Source organism: Microbacterium lushaniae, from assembly GCF_008727775.1.
GTDB lineage: Bacteria > Actinomycetota > Actinomycetes > Actinomycetales > Microbacteriaceae > Microbacterium > Microbacterium lushaniae.
On sequence record NZ_CP044232.1, the window covers coordinates 2,612,437 to 2,628,680 of the forward strand.

Here is a 16,244-nt window from a genome sequence, read left to right on the forward strand (position 1 = left end):
GTCCACTCACCCCGTGGGGGAAGCGATGACGACTACGTTATCTTCGTACCGCCCCACTGAGGCGTCGAATGCGCCGCCGCACGTGATCAGGACCAGCGCGGGTGCACCGTCGCGGGCGAACAGCTCGGCGACGGGAAGGTCGGTCTTGCGGTAGTAGGTCACCTCGGTCACGGCGTAGTCGAACGCCTGTCCCGCGGCATCCCGCACCTGCACCGTCGCGCCGGGGGCCAGGTCGCGCAGCCTGCTGAAGGGGCCGATCGGATAGTCCGGCGCGTCCACGTGCGCGGAGATGACGGTGCGTCCCTGAGGACTCGCGGGGTCGGCGCCGTATTCGTACCAGCCCGCCACCGCCGGATCGACCGGGAGCTCCATCGCACCGTTCCCATCGACGCCCACCGGAACGACCGGCACCTCCACCCCGACCGCGGGTACCGATACCGCCACGGGTACGGCGGTCGCCCGGGCCGGGGCGGGGGTGGCCGGCGTCACCGGCACCTCAACCACTGCCGTGGGGGTCGGCGAGGGGAGGGCCGGTGACGCCGTGGGGGACGGACCGGCGGCGGGCGGTGCCGAAGCACCGCACGCCGCCAGGCCGAGGGCGATCGCGACGGCGGCACCAGCCGCCGCGATCGCCCGGAGGGGAAGTGACATCACCGCGTCGAGCGGGAGGAGCGCACCACGCGAGTCGTGGCGAACGCGGCCACTGCCGCCAGCGCGATACCACCGGCCAGGACGAGCGACTGGGCACCGGCGTCACGCGCGGCGAGCTGTCCACCCGAACCCGAGGGCACGCCCGAGGGGTTGGAGTGCAGGCCTTCGATCGTCTGCGTGGCCAGTGCGAGGTTGCCGTCTTCCAGGCTGCCCCACGCGTACACGATCGTGAGGGCGCCTTCGCGCACGTCCACGTCGGCCGGGCCGATCACCGGGTCGGTGGTGCCCGCGGCGGCCACGGAGGCCGAGATCACACCGGCCGGCAGGGTCAGCGTGGACTCCCCCGGGTTGGTGAGGCCTTCGATCACCGGCGCGCCTCCGGCCAGCACATCCACCGCGGGGGCCGCAGCGTCGTGACGCACCGTCAGGCGTCCCTCACCGGCGCCGAGGGGTGCGACGTCGTTCTGGTAGGGGGTCAGGGTCGGGTCACCCGTGGCGCTGAGGTGCGCGACCGCGGTGTAGTTGCCGCCGGCGGCCAGCGTCACGGTGGCCGGTCCGAGCACCGGAGAGCTCGCGTCGGCAGCATCCGGTGCCGTCAACGCCACCTCGTAGTCGCCGGCGGGAAGCTCGAGGGGTCCGGCCAGGTCGCCGGGCTGGAAGTCGTCCAGCGTGAGGTCGCCGTTGACGTACACGTCGACGGGGGTGTCGGGGATGCCGTGCAGCACCGACAGCTGCGCGTTGCCGGTGGCGGCGGACGCGGGGGCCACGAAGCCCAGGGCGAGCACCGCACCGGCGACGACGCCGAGGGAAAGAGTCTTACGCACTGTGTTCTCCTTGCTCGGGGGCGACCCTGTGGCCGCCCTTCCCCCTCTTATTCCGCTGGGGGATCGATCTTGGATGCAGGCGGATGGAAAAACCTTCGCGAATCCCGCGCCGGGTGGAGGGACGAGCCCGGCGGCAGCCTGAGCGCCGTGGACACCGAACGCGACGCGACCGAACGCGAGATGCTCACGGGCGGCATGGCGAACGCCGGCGCCGTCATCCGGCGCGGCGCGGTGGTCGAGCGCCCCGCGCCCTCCACCGCGCAGGCCCTCCACGCCCACCTCCTCGCCCTCAGAGCACACGGCTTCGACGGCGCTCCCGTCCCCCTCGCCCTCACCGGCACCGGTCGCGAGCAGCTGACGTTCCTCCCCGGCGACATTCCGCTGTCGCCGCACACGGACGACGCGATGACGGAATCCGCGCTGGCGTCGGTGGGGAGTCTGCTGCGGCGCTTGCACGAGGTGAGCGCGGCCGTTTCGTTCGACGCGAGCGCGCGGTGGCCGCATCTGCTCTCCGACCCGGAGGGCGGGGCGATCCTCTGCCACAACGACGTGTGTCCCGGAAACGTGGTGTTCCGTGGCGGGCGTGCGGTCGCACTCATCGACTTCGACATGGCCGCTCCCGGCCGCCCCGTGTGGGATCTCGCCATGGCCGCCCGCTACTGGGTCCCCATGCACTATCGGGGGACGGGGTCTCCGTCCGCGGCCACGGACGTCGCCAGACGACTCAGGATCCTCGCCGACGGCTACGGCCTCTCGAAGCCGGAGCGCCGCCAGTTACCGGAGACTGACCGGCTGACGACAGGGGCAGCGACGGTGCGGCTGCAGAACGTACCGTTACGGCGTAACAGTCCGTACACTTGGAGGATGAGCACCGCATACGACGAGCCACGCCAAACGCTCGACGAGGAGGATCTGGGCGCGCAACTGGAGAAGCACGGCGTGCCGCATCAGTATGCCCGCGGTGTGGTGGACACGATGCTGGAGCTCGTCTCAGGCCCGATGACGACGGCACTGACGACATCGGAGCTCGCATTCATGCGGGACTCCGGCGTCCCCGACCAGGTCTTCAGTACCGAGGCCGAGAGGTTCAACGCGGTATACGAAGCCGCGTCCGCTCTCGTCCTCAAGCGGGACCTGAAAGAGTCGCTGCTGCCGACCAGGGCAGTCGCGCAGATGATGGGCAAGGACGTGGCTCACGTGCGCCGGTTGTTGTCCGAGGGGCGCCTGATGAGCGCCGGGCAGGTCGGCGGACAGACCACCTACCCCGCCTGGCAGTTCGTGGACGGAGAGGTGCTGCCCGGTCTCCGGGACGTTCTGGCTGCGTTCCCCAGCGACTTCCACCCGCTAGACATCCAGAAGGTGATGACCTCACCTTCTGAGGAGCTGCGCGGCCGCACACCGCAGGAGTGGCTGGCAACGGGAGGCACCGTGGCCACCGTCGTCCAGATGGTCGGAGACCTGGCCTACCTGTGACCGCGAAGAACCCGCGCACCCCTCCTACTCCCCTGACGATGGAGGAGGGCGACCTCACCTACGTGCAGCAGCCGCTGTGGCGGATCCACCGGGTGTCCGGCGCGCACCCGTCGACCTGGGATGAGTTGCGTGAGCACGGACCGATCACCTCGATGCGATGGGACCCTCACCCGACCCCGCGAGGCGACCACCCTGGCATCGGGGTCTCGTACGCAAGTGCAGACGTCTTCACCGTCGTTGCGGAAGGTTTCCAGCAACAGCGCGTCGTCACGCTGAGCCGCGAGCGCGCGCTTGTCGGGTGGACACCGACTCGTCTCCTGCGGCTGCTGCGGGTGTCAGGCGAATGGGCGATCCGAAACGGCGCTTCTGCCAGCTTGCACGCCGCTCCCCGATCCACCTGCAGGGCATGGGCCCGGGAGATCCACCAGACGTGGCCAGACCTCGATGGGCTGGACGTGCCCTCGACGATGACCGGCACCGCCATGACCGTCCTGTTCTCACATGCGGCGACTGCCTTCCCGCCGAGCCCCGCGATCTCCTCCACGCTCGATCAGCGCGTTGCGGCTGCACTCATCGTCCCCGTCGCCCGCCGTTTCCGCTGGCCGGTCACCCGCGCTTGACATCGCAGCTCGAGCGGTACTGTTCGTTCCATGCTGAGGAAACTGGGCGTCGGCCTCGCGTTGTGTCTTCTCGCAGGCCTCGTCCTGTTCCTCGTCACGGACCGCGTGCTGTGGCTCGTGGCGGGGCTCGCCGTCTGGCTGCTCATCTCGATCTGGGTGGGCGCGCGCGGGGATCGCCGCGAGTGATCGCCTGGCGAACGGGAATGGCCCCTGCCGGTGAAGGACTTGGTCTGCAGCCTCCTCATCCACGGCACGGCGCATCCGTCTCCTCCTGACGTCGGATTCTGCGGCCGTCCAGAGACGCCTACTGCGTACTCCTACCTCGTGCTCCATTCCCCTACTCAATGTGTGCCACGCCTCCGGTGCGGATCGCTCGAGCGCTCACAAGCACCACCAGGAAGGTCAGCACGCCCGTTCCCGCCAAGGCGAGGCTGGTCAACGCCCAGTCGGCGGTGTCCCCGATCATGAGTCGAAGAACGAGCGCCCCGGGCAGGATCGAGAACCCGCTGCCCGCCACTGCCATTCCGAAGAGCTTGCTCGTGCGCGAGGTCACGCGGCGTCTCGCAACGATCCACGTGGCGGTTGCCGCTGGGAGTCCCCCCGCCGTGAAGAGTGCGACGGCGCCCAGAAGAGTCCGCGCTTCCTGCGAAGGTGGCTCGAGAGCGGTGGACGCTGCCTCGACGATGAGAGACCGCCCGACGCCGACTATCAGAGCGGTCACAAAAGCAGCGGCGACCATGCCACCAAGGAGAGGCCATTCGCGACCGGACTCGCGCGTCATCGTTCGGACTCCACGAGCGGCGAGCGCGCTTGCTGCCGCATCTTCGGCGTCAGTCGAGCTCGGCTGGATGTAAGAGGAGCACTTGGTCCCGCTCGAGAACATCCGGGTCCACGCCTACCGGAATCGTAATCCGCAGGCTTAGCGCCCCATCACCATTCCGCCACACAGTTGCCTGCGTCCCCCCTCGCGCACAGACGGTGTCGTCGAAAACCATCATGACGACATACCCCAGAGACCCCGAGCCCGGTCTCCACGTCCCGTCGAATGCGAGTGCCTCGTCGTCCTCTAAGGCGGCCAGGTCCCGCGCGCCGTCCGAGACACAGTGCAAACTCGCCGGCCACTCACTCGCGTAGAGCGTCCCATCCCCGGACAACGTGAGGTCTGTCCCGAGCCCGTCGGCCTCCACCCAGCTTCCCACCAGTTCACCTGACGACACACCGAAAGCGAGGTCCTGCGCTGCGCAACCCGTGAGCAACGTCGACGCAAGGATCAAAGCCGCGACGCGTCGACGTGCTATCCGCCTCATTCGAATCCCCCGAGCTGCACCGTCGCAGTCGACGAGCGCAGCCATATCCTGGCGGAAATACTCGTTACTCGGAAGCGAAGCCCTCGGATTGGCTCTTCCGATCGGAGGAGCCCGAGGTATATCCGCGTGGACCCCGTCCGGACAACGGTTACGAGTGCGGGAGCCGAGCCGGTATCGGCAGATTTCTGCGCTTTACCGAGGATTCGGTGCCGGCTACAGGACTTGAACCTGCAACCCCCTAATTACAAGTTAGGTGCGCTACCAATTGCGCCAAGCCGGCTGGCCGCGGGATTCCACGGGTCTTCGAGTCGCTGCGGGAGCTGAGTGGCAGGCCACCCGCACCTTCAGGTTCCCATTACCGAGTGTAGAGCGTCCGCCGCGCAGAGCCCCCGACGGTCTTGCGGCACGCGTGGGTGCGAGCGGCGGATCAGCGTCCTTCGAGTGCGGCGCGATGGGCGAGATAGCGCCGCTGGCCCACCCAGCGCCAGGCCCAACGCGCCGGTGCGGGCATGTTCTTGTGCAGCCACTGGTCGCCGCCGTCGGGCTGCGATGCGAGGATCTCGCCCAGCTGCGGCCAGGTCTGCCCCTTCGGGATCGAGCGGCGCCCGTGCTGCGAGAACCAGTCGACCTCGGCCTTGGTGATCGTGTACTCCATCACGGGCACGATGTTGGTCTCTTCGTCGGGCAGGTGCACGGCGATGGCGGCATTGATGCCCTCGAGCGCGTCGAGCACCGGCGCGGCATCCGCGGAGCTCGCCGACGACCGCCAGGCCGGCAGTGCGGCATCCATGATCGTGAGCTGCACGAGCATCTCGGCGTGCTGCGCCTTCATGCGTTCGATGTGCACGGCGCATGACGGCGCACGCTCGCCGAGAGCGTCCCAGAGCCGCTCGTCCTCGCCCTCATGATGCGCGTGCAGCCCCAGCGACAGCGTCTCAAGCTGCGTCGTGACGGCGGCGGCGTGCGCGGTGTCGCCCTCCGTGACGCCCCGGATGAGGTCGGGCGCCTCCGCGAAGCCCCGTCGGAACATGCGGTGGATGTCGATCATGCCGCTCGCATCACACGTCTTGGGCCCTGCGGGGAGTGCGCCGCCGTGCGGCAGGGGCGTGGCGGGCATGCGGCCTCCTCGTCGACGGGGATCTGCCGAGAGGATAGAACCTCGTCTGAGTCACCGGAAGAGGAGCTCCGTGCGCCCGCGGATGCCGCTCCGGACGCCTGACCGCCTTATGGCGTGGGGGTCGGCGTCCCGGAGTCGGAAGGCGAGGGCGTGGGGGAAGGGGTGCGGTAGTACGCGTCGCTGGCCACGGTGAGCACGAACTGCGCGAACTCGGTCGGGTCGTCCATCGCTCCGACGTAGGGCGTGCCGTTCACCAGCACCATGGGGGTTCCGGTGAGGGCGACACCGTCGCTGTCGGGGATGCTCTCCAGTGCCCGGTCGGTGGCGGCGCGTGCCCAGGAGAGGAACGAACCCTCTTCGATGCAGTTGCGCACGACCTTGGGGGCTGACGCACCGGCGGCCTGGGCGAGCTCGGCGATCTCCTCGTCGCTCATGCCGTCGGAGTCGATCTCAGGCTGCTTGCGCAGCATCTGGTCGTTGAAGGTGAAGAAGGTGTCGGGCGAGTACGTCGCCACGCACGCGGCGGCCCCCGCCGCACGCAGGGAGTACTTCGTGCCGTTGGACTTGGACGTCAGCATGGCCACGGGGTAGTACGTCAGCGTCGCCGCATCCTGACCGACCCACTTCTTCAGCTGCTCGGCGTTGGACATCTGGAACTCGCGCGCACCGGTGGAGAGGTAGTCCACGTACACGCGGATGTCGACGGCCCGGGTGTCGGTGGCACCGGGAGTGGGAGTGGCCTCTTCCTCGGGCGTCGCCTCTTCCTCGGGCGTCGTCTCGACGGTCGGGGTGGACCCGTCCACACCTGTCTGCAGCGGCTCGGTCACCTCGGGGATCGAGGACACCGTGAAGCCGTCGCCGTGCGCATTGGCCGGCTGCACCTGCGGTCGCGGCCCCATCTCGGCGAAAGCCCAGATGACCGCGGCTGCGGCGGCGCCGATGACGGCCAGCCCGACGGCGCCGAGGATCACCCCGCGCAGCAGACGCACGCGCGACTGCTTGGCGTGCACCTGCTGGGCCTTCTCGCGCACCGCCTCCCGGCGGTCACGCGTGGCAGGCACCTGCGGTGTCTGATCGCTCGGCATGGATCCTCTTGAACAGATGGTGGGGCCGGGTTACCGGCGGGCCGCACGGGGGTGACGCGGCCAGGAATGATGCTAGTCAGGCTGTCTGGGAAAAACCCAGACGGTAGCGCGTGCGTGGCATACTGAGGATCGCGCCCGATGGCGGGCGTGCGGGTCAGCCCCCGCTCATCCATCACTACGGATCGTCCGGCACGTACCTGCCGGTGAAGGAGAAGAGAACATGGCGTCTGTCACGTTCGAGAATGCAACCCGCCTGTATCCCGGGGGCACTCGTCCCGCCGTGGACAAGCTGAACCTCGAGGTCGCCGACGGCGAGTTCCTGGTCCTCGTCGGCCCCTCCGGCTGCGGCAAGTCCACGTCGCTGCGCATGCTGGCCGGCCTCGAAGAGGTCAACTCCGGCCGCATCCTCATCGGCGACCGCGACGTCACCGACGTGCCGCCCAAGGATCGCGACATCGCGATGGTGTTCCAGAACTACGCGCTGTACCCGCACATGACCGTCGCCGAGAACATGGGCTTCGCCCTGAAGATCGCCGGTGTCGGCAAGGAAGAGCGCGCCGCCCGAGTCCTGGAGGCCGCGAAGCTCCTCGACCTGGAGGAGTACCTCACCCGTAAGCCGAAGGCCCTCTCGGGTGGTCAGCGTCAGCGCGTCGCGATGGGCCGTGCGATCGTCCGCCAGCCGCAGGTGTTCCTCATGGACGAGCCGCTGTCGAACCTGGACGCCAAGCTCCGCGTGCAGACGCGCACCCAGATCGCGTCGCTCCAGCGGCGCCTGGGCGTCACGACGGTCTACGTCACGCACGACCAGACCGAGGCACTCACCATGGGTGACCGCATCGCGGTGCTCAAGGACGGCATCCTGCAGCAGGTCGGCACGCCGCGCGACCTGTACGAGAAGCCGAACAACGTCTTCGTCGCCGGATTCATCGGCTCCCCCGCGATGAACCTCTTCTCCGCCGACCTGGCCGAGGGCGGCGTGCGCTTCGGTGACGAGGTCGTGCCGCTGGACCGCGACACCGTGGGCCGCGCCAACGGCAGCCAGGTCACCGTGGGCGTCCGCCCCGAGGACATCGTGGTCGGCCCCGCCGACGGCAAGGGCCTCTCGGTCATGGTCGACCTCGTCGAGGAGCTCGGCGCCGACGGCTACCTCTACGGTCACACCGAGATCAACGGCAAGCGCGCCGACCTGGTCGCTCGCGTCGACGGTCGCAACCACCCCAACGCGGGTGAGACCGTCACGCTGGCCGCCAGCGCCGGTCACGTGCACGCGTTCGACGTCGAGTCCGGCGAGCGCCTGAACGACAAGCCGGTCGTCTCCGCCTGACACGACTCTCACACCGCGGCGCGGGTAGCCTTGGGGCTGCCCGCGCCGCGTCGTTTCCGCCAGGAGTGCCCGTGTCCCCCTCAGCCCTCAGCATCACCGCGAGCTCCGTCGACCCGGGCCTGCTGTCGCTCCCGTGGGCGACGCCCCTGGCGGAGTGGCCGAGCAGCACGATCGTGTACCTGCCGAAGGGCATTTCGCGCCACCTCGTGCGCTTCGCCAACCTCTCGGGCCGGGTGGTCGCCATCAAGGAGACCACGGAGGAGATGGCCCGACGCGAATACGACATGCTGGGCAACCTGCATCGCCTCGCCGCCCCGTGCGTCGAGCGCGTCGCGGTGATCGCCGGCAGGACGGATGCCGCGGGCGAGCAGCTGCCCGCGGCGCTGGTCACGGCGCACCTGCGCTTCTCCCTCCCCTACCGCGCCCTGTTCACGCAGGTGCTGCGCCCGCACACGGCCACTCGCCTGGTCGACGCCCTCGCGGTGCTGCTGGTGCGGCTGCACAACGTGGGGTTCTTCTGGGGCGACGTGTCGCTGTCGAACACGCTGTTCCGCCGCGACGCGGGCGCCTTCGCCGCCTACCTCGTGGATGCCGAGACCGGTGAGCTGCACGAAGGCGGGCTCACGCCCGGGCAGCGCGCGCACGACCTGGACGTGGCGCGCACGAACATCGCCGGCGAGATCATGGACCTCGAAGCCGGTGGCCGCCTGGAGGGCGGCATCGACGCCGTCCAGGTCGCCGACGGGCTCGTCTCGTCGTACCACTCACTGTGGGCGGCGCTCACCGACAAGGAGAGCTTCGCCGTCGACGAGTCGTGGCGGCTCACCGAGCGCGTCCAGCGCCTGAACGCCCTCGGCTTCGACATCGGCGAGATGTCGATCCTGACCACGACCGACGGAACGCGCGTCTCGATCCAGCCCAAGGTCGTCGACGCCGGGCACCACCAGCGGAGGCTCCTGCGGCTGACGGGGCTCGATGTCGAGGAGAACCAGGCGCGGCGGCTGCTCAACGACCTGGACGAGTTCCGCGCCCGCGTGAGCCGGTTGGGCGCGGACGAGGAGATGGTCGCCCACGAATGGCTCACACGCGTGTTCGAGCCGGTGGTGATGGCGATCCCGTTCGACCTGCGGGCCAAGCTGGAACCGGCCGAAGTGTTCCATCAGGTGCTCGAGCACCGGTGGTATATGTCGCAGACCCGCGGGCGATCCGTTCCGCTCGCCGAGGTGCTCACGTCCTACATCGACGACGTCCTGCGCCACCGCCGCGACGAGGCGACCGTGATGGGACCGCCCACCGACACCGTCTCGCTGCCGGTCATCACCGGTGCCATGCCCGTCGCCGACGACGACGAGCAGGGCGTCGACTGGCGCGACCTGGTATAACGCGACCGCGGAGACCGAAGTCAGTACCCGACGGTGAACCGTTCGCGGGAGTGCTGGGGCGACTCGATCTCGTCGAGGACGGCGACGGCCAGGTCTGGGCCCGAGATGAACGATTCGCCGTCCGCATCCGTCACGAGCACGTCGCCGCCGTCACGATAGGAACCGGTCCGCTCCCCCGGGGCCCACATGCCGAAGCCCCCTGCGGGGTGGATGTAGAACCAGTCCCGGCCACTCGTTCCCGACTGCAGGTCCTCCAGCACGCCGATGGCCTCGAGCGCCTCGGGCTTGTAGTCCTCGGTGAAGCCCTCGGTGTCGACCAGGCGCGGGCCTCCCGGGGCCACGAGGCTCCCGCCGGCTCCGCCGATGACGCCCACGCGCACGTCCTCCGGGAGCGCCGCGAACAGCTCCTCCAGGGCGGGGCGCACCTTGCCGAGCATGTCACCGCGCGCCGGCACCGCCGCGACCACGACCTCCACGCCCTCGAGCTGGTGGACGAGATCGGGAACGTCCAGGATGTTGCCCTCGATGTAGCTCGCGCCCTCCACGCGCTCGGACGGCACCGAGCGGGCGATCGAGACGACCGTGTGCCCGCGGCTCACCGCCTCGGCCACGATATGGCGTCCGGCGTAGCCGGTTCCTCCGATGACAGCGATACGGGTCACAGTCTTCCTTCCGTCGCGGACACTCCGACCATCCTGCACCGCGTCCGGCGATTCCCCTACCCGACCCGCTCCTACTCGCGGACGGCGCGGAGGGTCGCCACCTGGTACAGCGCGACGGATGCGGCGATGCCGGCGTTGAGCGACTCGGTGGTCGCCGAGATCGGGATGGAGACGACCTGGTCGCACGTCTCGGTGACCAGGCGCGACAGTCCCTTGCCCTCCGAGCCCACGACGATCACGACGGGCCGGTCGGCCAGCTCCAGTGCCGGCAGCGACACATCGCCGCCGCCGTCGAGTCCCAGGACGAACACGCCCTGCTTCTTGAACTCCTTCAGCGTGCTGGTGAGGTTCGCGGCGATCGCGACGGGGATGCGCGCGGCCGCGCCGGCGCTGGTCTTCCACGCCGCCGAGTTCACGCTCGCCGAGCGCCGCTGCGGGATGATGATGCCGTGCCCGCCGAACGCGGCCGTGGAGCGGATGATCGCGCCGAGGTTGCGCGGGTCGGTCACGCCGTCCAGCGCGACGAACAGCGGCGTCTGCCCCCGGTCGATGACCTGTTCGAGCAGGTCCTGCGGGTGTGCGTACTCGTACGGCGGGACCTTCAGCGCCACACCCTGGTGCACGCCGTCGAAGCCGGCCATGCGGTCGAGCTCGGGGCGCGTGACCTCCAGGACGGGGATCTCGCGATGGTTCGCGATCGACAGCATCTCCTTGACGCGGTCGTCCATCTCCACGCGCTGGGCGATGTAGAACGCGGTCGCGGGGATCTTTGCCCGCAGCGCCTCCAGCACCGAGTTGCGGCCGGTGACCGTCTCGGTGTCGTCGTCCTTCTTCGCCTTGGTCGAGCGGTTGGGGTTGCCGCCGCGGGCGGCGGAGCCACCGGGCTTGCGCGATCCGCCCGCCGCGGCATAGCGCTCGCTCGCGGCCTTGCGCTTGCCGGCGGGGTGCCAGGCGCGGTCCTCCGCCTTCGGGGTCGGCCCACGGCCCTCGAGGGACCGCTTGTTCTTGCCGCCCGTGCCCTTGGTGGGGCCCTTCTTGCCGCGCCCGGCGGACGGGTTTCCTGGCTTAGCCATCGTTCAGACTCCAATGGGTCCCGGTGGGACCGTCTTCGAGGGCGACACCGGCCGCCGCGATCGCGTCGCGGATGCGGTCGGCTGCTGCCCAGTTCTTGTTCGCGCGGGCTTCCGCGCGCTGGTCGATGAGTGCGCGCAGCAGCCCGTCCAGGGCCGCGGCCGCGGCATCCGGGGCTGACGCGACGGCGTTGTCCGCCTCGAGGAGACCGAGGACGTCGAGCATCGCCGCCACAGCGCGCGACGCGGCGATCGCGCCTTCCCGGTCGCCGTCGTCGACGGCGACATTGCCCGAGCGCACGGTGTCGTGCACGACGGCCAGGGCCTGCGGCACGCCCAGGTCGTCGTCCATCGCCGCGGCGAACGCCTCCGGGACGCCGGCGGGCGCCGCCGCGACAGGGTCGCCCGCCGTCACGTGCAGCACGCGCTGACGGAAGGTGGTGATGCGATCGAGCGCCGCCCGAGCCTCGGTGTACGACTCCGGCGTGAGATCCAGCGTCGAGCGGTAGTGAGCCGCGGCCAACGCGTACCGGACGACAAGGGGCTCGTGTTCGGCGAGCACGTCCTGGGCGAGGACGAAGTTGCCGAGCGACTTGGACATCTTCTGCCCGCCGACAGTGACCAGGCCGTTGTGCACCCAGTAGCGGGCGAACGCGTCACCGGCGGCAGCGGACTGCGCCAGCTCGTTCTCGTGGTGCGGGAAGCGCAGATCGAGGCCGCCGCCGTGGATGTCGAACTCGGGCCCGAGGTAGCGCCGCGACATGGCGGAGCACTCGATGTGCCAGCCCGGACGACCCTTGCCCCACGGCGACTCCCACGAGGCGCTCTCGGGCTCCCCCGGTTTGGCGCCCTTCCACAGTGCGAAATCGTGCGGGTCGCGCTTGCCGCGCGGGTCGGCGTCACCGGCCGGCTCCATCGCGTCGACAGACTGGCGGGTGAGCGCGCCGTAGGCGGGCCAGGAGCGGACGTCGAAGTACACGTCGCCGGCCGCATCCGAGTCGCCACCTGTGGCGTAGGCGTGACCTGCCTCGATCAGGCGCGCGATGAGCTCCTGCATCTGCGGGATCGACGCGGTCGCACGCGGCTCGTACGTGGGCGGCAGGATGCCCACGGCGGTGTACGCACGGGTGAACTCCTGCTCCATGCGGTAGGCCAGCGCCCACCACGCCTCGGAGTCGGTGGCGTTGGCGAGCACCTTGTCGTCGATGTCGGTGACGTTGCGGACGAAGGTGACCCGGCCGAACCGGTGAGCGAGCCAGCGGCGGAGGATGTCGAAAGCCAGCGCTGCGCGCACATGCCCGATGTGCGGGCCGGACTGCACCGTCGGCCCGCAGACGTAGATGGTGACGTGGCCGGGGTCGCCGGGAACGAAGTCGCGCAGCGCCTGCGCCTTCGTGTCATAGATCCGGACCGTCACGGTCCCAGCCTACCGGCGGGCCTGCCGCACTCCGGCTGGGCGTGGTCGGCACACGGGGGCAGGCGGTAGAAAGGAACGCATGTCCGCCGTCTTCGCCGTCCTCGCCGCGGCGGTCCTGTTCGGGACGACCGGCACGTCGCAGGCGCTGGGCCCCGACGACAGCACTCCCCTCGCGGTGGGCGTCGCCCGCCTGCTGGTCGGGGGCACGGTACTGGCCGTAGTCGGACTGGCCGTCGGCGCCCGCGCGCGGCGCCGGGCGCCGCATCCGCCGCCGGTGACGCCGCGGGCGGTGGCCCTTCTGGCGCTGACGGGAGTGAGCCTCGCGGCCTACCAGCCGCTGTTCTTCCTCGGTACCGAGCGCAACGGCGTGGCCGTGGGCACCGTCGTCGCGCTCGGGTCGGCACCCGTGCTGGCCGGGCTGTTCGAGTGGGCGCTCACGCGCCGCGTCCCCACGCTCACGTGGGCGGGTGCCACCGCGCTGGCCCTGGCCGGGGTCGCCCTGCTGGCGCTGGGCGGCAGCGGGCAGACGGGAGCGGACCCGGTCGGATTCGCCGCGTCGGTGGCCGCCGGCGCCACCTTCGCGATCATCGCCGTCGCCCAGCGACGCCTGTTCGACTCCGGGTGGAATCCGTTCAGCGTCGCCGGCGGCATGGGCGCGACCGCGGCGCTGGTCGCGGTGCTGTGCGTGCCGTTCGTCGACCTGCGGTGGGCGACGACCGGCAGCGGGCTGGTGATGTCCCTGTGGCTGGGCCTGGTCACGATCACGCTGGCGTACACCCTCTTCACGTGGGGGCTGCAGCGCCTCACCGCCGCCACGGCGGCCACCCTCACGCTGGGCGAGCCGCTCACCGCGGCGGTCCTGGGCATCGCGGTGCTGGGAGAGAAGCTGTCACTGGCGGCCGTGGGCGGCCTGGTCGTGCTCGGCTCCGGCCTCGTGCTGCTGGCGTGGGGGGCCCGCTCGGCCCGTGACCGGGCGTCCCACCCGGAGGAGGTGCGCGCATGATCGCGATCACCATCGCCGACCTCGGCGATCCGCGCACCCTCGCGCTGGTGTCGGCGCATCTGTCCGGCATGCGGGCTGCGTCCCCTCCGGACAGCGTCCACGCCCTCGAGGTGGGCGGTCTGCAGCATCCCGATGTGACGCTGTGGTCGGCGGAGGTCGAGGGCCGGATCGCCGGCATCGCGGCACTCTCCCGGCTGGACGACACCAGCGGTGAGGTCAAGTCGATGCGCGTGGATGATGCGTTCCTCGGCCGCGGCTTCGGGCGGGCGCTCCTGCGTCACGTCATGGGCGCCGCGCGCGAGCGCGGCATGACCGGCCTGTGGCTGGAGACCGGCTCCACCGCCGAGTTCGACGCGGCACGGCGCCTGTACGAGAGTGAGGGCTTCACCCCGTGCGGCCCGTTCGGGGATTACCGGGCCGATCCCTTCTCGGTCTTCTTCACCCGGCCGCTCTGACCGCCCGGGATCAGGCGGGGACGACCAGGGCGGTCGCGAACGCCGCGACGCCCTCCCCGCGCCCCGTGAACCCCAGGCCGTCCGTCGTGGTGGCGCTCACGGAGACCGGCGCGCCGCCGAGGGCCGCCGACAGCACGGCTTCGGCCTCCGCACGACGCCCGGAGAATCGCGGACGGGCCGCCTGGACCTGCACCGCCACGTTGCCGATGCGCCACCCCGCCTCACCCGCGAGGGCCACCGTGCGCGCGAGGAAGGCCTCGGCGTGCGCACCGGAGTACTCCGGCCGGTCGGTGCCGAAGTGCGTGCCGATGTCACCCAGACCCGCCGCCGAGAGCACAGCGTCGACGATCGCATGGGCGATGACGTCGCCGTCGGAATGTCCCGACAGCGCGGGCTCTCCCGGCCACTCGAGGCCCGCCAGCCACAGTGTGCCCGCCGAGGAGAACGCGTGCACGTCGGTGCCGATGCCCACGCGCGGGACCGCGTCGTGGTGCTCCAGAGCCGCGCGGGTGAGCCCGGAGGGGGCGACCAGAGCGCGGGCGCGTTCGAGGTCGTCGGGCGTGGTGATCTTGAACGCGCGCGTGTCGCCGGGAACGATCGCGACGGATGTTCCCGCCGCGGCCACCAGTGCGGCGTCGTCGGTGTATTCGCGGTCGGCGACGGCGTAGGCGCTGTCGATCACGACGCGCGCGAATCCTTGCGGGGTCTGCGCCGCGGCGAGCTGGGAGCGGTCCACGGCGGCCACGACGTCGGAGCCCTGCACCTGCTTCAGCGTGTCGACGACGGGGAGGGCGGGGACAACCGCGGGCACGCCGTCGGCGAGCGCGTCCAGCACCCGTACGAACACGTCCGGAGGCGTGAGGGCGCGAGCGGCATCGTGCACGAGGACGAACTCCACGTCCGGCCACACCGCCGCCAAGCCCGCCGCGACCGACTCCTGTCGCGTCGCACCGCCGACGACGACGGATGCGAGGTCGCGTCGATCTCCGGACGCCGCGAGCACCTCGGTCAGCGCGTCTCCCTCACGCCCGGCGGGAGCCACCACGATCACCTGGGCCGAAGGAGCTGCGAACACACCGTCCAGCGCGTGGCGCAGGACGGTGTGACGATCGATGCCGACGAACGCCTTCGGCGAGTTCGCACCCAGCCGCGTTCCGGAGCCGGCGGCGACGACGAGGATGGCGATACGGGGAACCGGCGTGATGCTCACGGCCCCCACGCTAGCGCGGCAGTGTCAGGAAGCGAGCACTTCGTCGAGGACGACGCCGGCGCGCTCCTCGTCGGTCTTCTCGGCGAGAGCCAGCTCGGACACGAGGATCTGGCGGGCCTTGGCGAGCATGCGCTTCTCACCGGCCGACAGGCCGCGGTCCTGGTCACGGCGCCACAGGTCGCGCACGACCTCGCTCACCTTGATGACGTCACCGGAGGCGAGCTTCTCGAGGTTCGCCTTGTACCGGCGCGACCAGTTCGTGGGCTCTTCCGTGAACGGTGCGCGCAGCACTTCGAAGACCTTGTCGAGACCTTCTTTGCCGATCACGTCGCGAACGCCGACCAGGTCGACGTTCTCAGCGGGAACCTCGATGATGAGATCACCCTGCGTGACGTTGAGCTTCAAGTACTTCTTCGTCTCGCCGCGGATGATGCGGTCTTTGACTTCGATGATCGTGGCCGCCCCGTGATGGGGGTACACAACGGTCTCGCCAACCTCAAAAAGCATGCAGTTAGGTCCTTTCGGCAACGTCTAGGATACCACAGCGCGCGATGCTGTAAGGTTCTCCGCCCTCCGGGCCGCTCGGCACGGGACCGGCGTGGAACGCGGCGGCGGACCCCATAGAATGCTGAGGAAGCTCGTCT

At 70.2% G+C, this 16,244-nt stretch carries 18 protein-coding genes and 1 tRNA gene; 7 read left to right on the forward strand and 12 right to left on the reverse strand.

From position 1 onward, the window contains the following. Positions 1-6: 6 nt before the first annotated feature. Both F6J85_RS12505 and F6J85_RS18020 read right to left on the reverse strand, forming a co-directional pair. On the reverse strand, positions 7-651 hold the full coding sequence (locus F6J85_RS12505) for a class F sortase (protein WP_150925425.1): 645 nt from the start codon (positions 649-651) through the stop codon (positions 7-9). Continuing rightward, a complete protein-coding gene (locus tag F6J85_RS18020; protein WP_150922130.1) occupies positions 651-1,475 on the reverse strand; it encodes a DUF4397 domain-containing protein in 825 nt (274 codons plus the stop codon). The genes F6J85_RS12505 and F6J85_RS18020 overlap by 1 nt, the downstream gene beginning before the upstream one ends. A 147-nt stretch (positions 1,476-1,622) precedes the next feature. Between F6J85_RS18020 and F6J85_RS12515 the strand changes: the two genes are divergently transcribed. From F6J85_RS12515 to F6J85_RS17720, 3 genes are read left to right on the forward strand one after another with little or no spacing between them, the layout of a single operon-like run. Next, the gene (locus F6J85_RS12515; protein ID WP_238706953.1) at positions 1,623-2,948 is read left to right on the forward strand and encodes a phosphotransferase enzyme family protein; all 1,326 of its coding nucleotides are present in this window, start codon (positions 1,623-1,625) and stop codon (positions 2,946-2,948) included. Positions 2,949-2,986: 38 nt separating this feature from the next. Then, the gene (locus F6J85_RS12520) at positions 2,987-3,568 is read left to right on the forward strand and encodes an RES family NAD+ phosphorylase (RefSeq protein WP_150925427.1); all 582 of its coding nucleotides are present in this window, start codon (positions 2,987-2,989) and stop codon (positions 3,566-3,568) included. A gap of 30 nt (positions 3,569-3,598) precedes the next feature. Then, on the forward strand, positions 3,599-3,754 hold the full coding sequence (locus tag F6J85_RS17720; protein ID WP_191906598.1) for a hypothetical protein: 156 nt from the start codon (positions 3,599-3,601) through the stop codon (positions 3,752-3,754). Positions 3,755-3,905: 151 nt separating this feature from the next. Here the strand turns inward: F6J85_RS17720 and F6J85_RS12525 are convergent, their stop codons facing one another. From F6J85_RS12525 to F6J85_RS12545, 5 genes are all read right to left on the reverse strand, one after another. Beyond that, the gene (locus F6J85_RS12525; RefSeq protein WP_150925429.1) at positions 3,906-4,121 is read right to left on the reverse strand and encodes a hypothetical protein; all 216 of its coding nucleotides are present in this window, start codon (positions 4,119-4,121) and stop codon (positions 3,906-3,908) included. A 277-nt stretch (positions 4,122-4,398) separates the two neighbouring features. Further along, positions 4,399-4,920, reverse strand: a complete 522-nt coding sequence (locus F6J85_RS12530; RefSeq protein ID WP_135068144.1) for a hypothetical protein — start codon at positions 4,918-4,920, stop codon at positions 4,399-4,401. Positions 4,921-5,082: 162 nt separating this feature from the next. Next, positions 5,083-5,155 (reverse strand) — tRNA-Thr (locus tag F6J85_RS12535). Positions 5,156-5,302: 147 nt separating this feature from the next. Further along, complete coding sequence (locus F6J85_RS12540; RefSeq protein ID WP_150925431.1) at positions 5,303-5,992, reverse strand: hemerythrin domain-containing protein; 690 nt, start codon at positions 5,990-5,992, stop codon at positions 5,303-5,305. Positions 5,993-6,099: 107 nt separating this feature from the next. Further along, positions 6,100-7,077, reverse strand: coding sequence for a DsbA family protein (locus F6J85_RS12545; protein WP_150925432.1), 978 nt, complete (start codon positions 7,075-7,077; stop codon positions 6,100-6,102). Positions 7,078-7,297: 220 nt separating this feature from the next. Here F6J85_RS12545 and F6J85_RS12550 point away from each other — a divergent pair, with 220 nt between their 5' ends. Beyond that, entirely contained in the window at positions 7,298-8,401 is a 1,104-nt protein-coding gene (locus F6J85_RS12550; RefSeq protein ID WP_150917619.1) for an ABC transporter ATP-binding protein, read from the forward strand. Between the two features lie 71 nt (positions 8,402-8,472). Beyond that, entirely contained in the window at positions 8,473-9,783 is a 1,311-nt protein-coding gene (locus F6J85_RS12555; protein WP_150925433.1) for a DUF4032 domain-containing protein, read from the forward strand. Positions 9,784-9,803: 20 nt separating this feature from the next. Here F6J85_RS12555 and F6J85_RS12560 read toward each other — a convergent pair whose 3' ends face one another. From F6J85_RS12560 to cysS, 3 genes are all read right to left on the reverse strand, one after another. Further along, positions 9,804-10,445 carry an NAD(P)-dependent oxidoreductase gene (locus F6J85_RS12560; protein WP_150925435.1) on the reverse strand — a complete coding sequence of 214 codons (642 nt, stop codon included), beginning with the start codon at positions 10,443-10,445 and terminating at the stop codon, positions 9,804-9,806. Between the two features lie 71 nt (positions 10,446-10,516). After that, positions 10,517-11,518 (reverse strand): 23S rRNA (guanosine(2251)-2'-O)-methyltransferase RlmB, encoded by a 1,002-nt coding sequence (gene rlmB, locus F6J85_RS12565; RefSeq protein WP_150925436.1) that lies wholly within the window; start codon positions 11,516-11,518, stop codon positions 10,517-10,519. After that, a complete protein-coding gene (cysS, locus tag F6J85_RS12570; RefSeq protein WP_150925438.1) occupies positions 11,511-12,932 on the reverse strand; it encodes a cysteine--tRNA ligase in 1,422 nt (473 codons plus the stop codon). The genes rlmB and cysS overlap by 8 nt, the downstream gene beginning before the upstream one ends. A gap of 79 nt (positions 12,933-13,011) precedes the next feature. Here cysS and F6J85_RS12575 point away from each other — a divergent pair, with 79 nt between their 5' ends. Together F6J85_RS12575 and F6J85_RS12580 are read left to right on the forward strand one after the other, a co-directional pair. Next, positions 13,012-13,935: a DMT family transporter gene (locus tag F6J85_RS12575; protein WP_150925440.1), complete on the forward strand. Its 924-nt coding sequence runs from the start codon at positions 13,012-13,014 to the stop codon at positions 13,933-13,935. Then, complete coding sequence (locus F6J85_RS12580; RefSeq protein WP_150925442.1) at positions 13,932-14,390, forward strand: GNAT family N-acetyltransferase; 459 nt, start codon at positions 13,932-13,934, stop codon at positions 14,388-14,390. Before F6J85_RS12575 ends, F6J85_RS12580 begins: the two co-directional genes overlap by 4 nt. A gap of 10 nt (positions 14,391-14,400) precedes the next feature. Here F6J85_RS12580 and ispD read toward each other — a convergent pair whose 3' ends face one another. Further along, positions 14,401-15,600 (reverse strand): 2-C-methyl-D-erythritol 4-phosphate cytidylyltransferase, encoded by a 1,200-nt coding sequence (gene ispD / locus F6J85_RS12585; protein WP_150925444.1) that lies wholly within the window; start codon positions 15,598-15,600, stop codon positions 14,401-14,403. A 24-nt stretch (positions 15,601-15,624) separates the two neighbouring features. Beyond that, positions 15,625-16,107 carry a CarD family transcriptional regulator gene (locus F6J85_RS12590; protein WP_135068171.1) on the reverse strand — a complete coding sequence of 161 codons (483 nt, stop codon included), beginning with the start codon at positions 16,105-16,107 and terminating at the stop codon, positions 15,625-15,627. Between the last annotated feature and the right edge of the window lie 137 nt (positions 16,108-16,244).